The following is a 2,594-nucleotide window of genomic DNA, read 5'->3' on the forward strand; positions in this document are numbered from 1 at the left end:
ACGGAACAGCGACTCTGCAAAAGCGTTGTCGTTACTCACCCGCGGCCGGCTGAACGAAGGCTCTACACCCAGATCGATCATGGCCGCGCGCATCGTGGCGCCTTTCATTGCACTACCGTTATCCGAGTGCAGCACCAGCGGACGCCCGGCGATACCTTCACGCAGACATCCCTTGTTCAGCAACTCGCTCGCGTGCTCAGCCGACTCCTCTTCCCACACCTCGTTCATCACCAGCTTGCGGCTGTAGATGTCCTTCATCATGTACCAGTAAAAGTACCGGCCCCTGACGGTTGTCGGCAGTAGAGTAAGAGGCAGGGCGTAGTCGAACTATTTCCCTGCCTCTCCTCTCCGAACCGGACTTGCACCTTTCAGCGCATCCGGCTCTCCGTTCAAGCGTTGCCCATGGCAAAGGCGACATCGGCATAGCGCGATTCGATGGTGTTGCGTGTCTCATCGCGCATGATGTAAGGATTTTCCATTGGGGTACGCCATGTAAAACGACCCTTGCGGCTGGTAACAAGGCGCCGAAGCTCCACCGCCCCATACCAACCCCGACTATTCTGGCCCTGAAACACCCATGTTTTGGCCTGTCCCGGTTTCGGTGCCCGGACGTGGTCACGCATCAGCGACCTGAACCCGCGCCGGTACTTGCGCGCAAGCCAATGTCCGAACTTCCAGAAGACGGCACGATCCAGCTTTCCAAACAGGGTCGCCGTGTAATCGGTGTATTGATAGAAGGCAGCCCAGCCAGCAATTTGCCGGTTCAGGCTTTCCATCAGGTCCATCCGGTTCATGCCGTAGTTGCCCGACAGTTGCCTGACGAGCCTCCCGGCAAAGCCCCGATACTTCTCCCACGGAATCGTCGTCACAGGTCGCATGCGACCGCGTGGGCCACGCTTGCGGATGATGCGGTGACCAAGGAAGACGAAGCCGTCGTTCACATGCGTAATATGGGTCTTCTCCATATTCAGCGTGAGCTTCAGTTCGCCTTCGAGGAACCCACGGCACGCTTCGCGTACCGTCTCAGCATGTTCACGAGTCCCCTTGAGCACGATCACAAAGTCATCTGCATACCGGCAGTAGGAGATAGCTGGTTTCCACTGCCGGTTTTCTCGCACAGCAATTGGACGCTGCTTGAGGATTGCGAAGTTCCACGCCCACCGATCCTTCCGCACTTTCTTGTTCAGGTAGTTCCTCTCCATCCACGCATCGAACTCGTGCAGCATGATGTTGGATAACAGCGGCGAGATGACACCGCCCTGAGGAACGCCTTCGCTTGCGGCCCGAAACAGATCGCGATCAATACAACCCGCCTTGATGAACTTCCAGAGCAGGGCGAGGAAGCGCTGATCGGCGATCCGCTTGCGGATCCCCTTCAGAAGCAGGCGATGATGAACTGTGTCAAAGTAGCTGGCGAGGTCGCCCTCAATAATCCAGCGTCCAGCGACACTTTGTTCACCACCGTCCTGCAACTGAAGCTTCACCGTGCGAATCGCGTGATGCACGCTACGGGCCGGTCTGAAGCCATATGAAGCCGGGTGGAAATCGCTTTCCCAGATAGGCTCCATCGCCATCAGCATGGCCCTTTGCACGATTCGATCCCGCAGACAAGGGATGCCGAGTGGTCTGAGCTTGCCATTCGCCTTCGGTATGTACACGCGACGTGCCGGCAGCGGACTATACGAGCCCGTCAGCAACTCCTCGCGTATCGTCGACAACTCATGCTGGAGATTCGCTTCCATCATGCGCCTGTCAACACCGTCCACGCCCGGCGTGCGGGCTCCGCTGGATGCCAGCGTAATGCGAGCCGCTTCGCTCAGCCAACTCCTGTCGGCAATCAGTCTTAGGAGTCGATCGAACTTGCGCCCTTTGTTCTCCGTCGACCATGTCGCCAGTTTGCTTTGCATTTCACTGATTATCAAAGGTCTTCACCTCACTGTGGTCAGTTAATCAACCAGGCAAACCACTTCAACTGCCTCCCTTCGCCATGTGACCGGCTTTCCCGGCCTCGGACTACTACGGAGGCTCCGCCAGCCTACACATCATCGGGGGCACACTCCCTTGGCATCTGTGCAAGCCTTCCCCAGTTCACATGCTGGACTCAACGCATGGGCGAGGTTGCCTATCGCAGTCTTTATCCTTGCTTGCCGCAAGTCGTCGCGAACACCACGGCCTAGCTGCGCACTCTCCGTGCTTCCCTGCTGGTCGGCATACATGTCCGGTCAGCATTTGTGGCGCCGAGCCATGAATGTGATCGGCGCCAGTTCGCGTCCTGCCTGTTAAGCGGTGTAGGCAGGGGTGACATTTCAACCCTCAGATGCGTTTCAATAGGTTCGTGTTCCTCAACCGTCCCACGCTCAGCCTGGAGGCTCATCTTGGCGTAACCGCTTCGCCGCAAGCCCCGTTTCCCACGGACTTCGTCACCTTGCCAGTGTCAGCAAGTCACCGCCGCTTCGGCTCACTTCCTCTCGCAGCAGAAGAAGGGCATGCCCCGGTACTGCAACGTCAACTCCTCCGGAGTCCTGCATTCCAAACATGCTCAAGCAGCTTCACCCCCCATATGGGCGGGCTACGCTGGCTGGGCGTACTCCACG

1 protein-coding gene and 1 pseudogene are annotated in these 2,594 nt (G+C 58.1%); both read right to left on the bottom strand.

The annotated features are described in order from the left end of the window. Positions 1 to 309, bottom strand: a pseudogene (locus HHL24_RS43135) (DDE-type integrase/transposase/recombinase); the annotation flags it as partial. Positions 310 to 389: 80 nt separating this feature from the next. Then, the gene (gene ltrA / locus HHL24_RS43140) at positions 390 to 1,907 is read right to left on the bottom strand and encodes a group II intron reverse transcriptase/maturase (protein WP_169491320.1); all 1,518 of its coding nucleotides are present in this window, start codon (positions 1,905 to 1,907) and stop codon (positions 390 to 392) included. Positions 1,908 to 2,594 lie beyond the last annotated feature (687 nt).

The organism is Paraburkholderia polaris (assembly GCF_012927345.1).
Classification (GTDB): Bacteria; Pseudomonadota; Gammaproteobacteria; order Burkholderiales; family Burkholderiaceae; genus Paraburkholderia; species Paraburkholderia polaris.

What these genes read in the sequence shown, in the direction of transcription:
- ltrA (WP_169491320.1), bottom strand. Translation starts at nt 1,907, where the DNA reads ATGCAAAGCAAACTGGCGACATGGTCGACGGAGAACAAAGGGCGCAAG.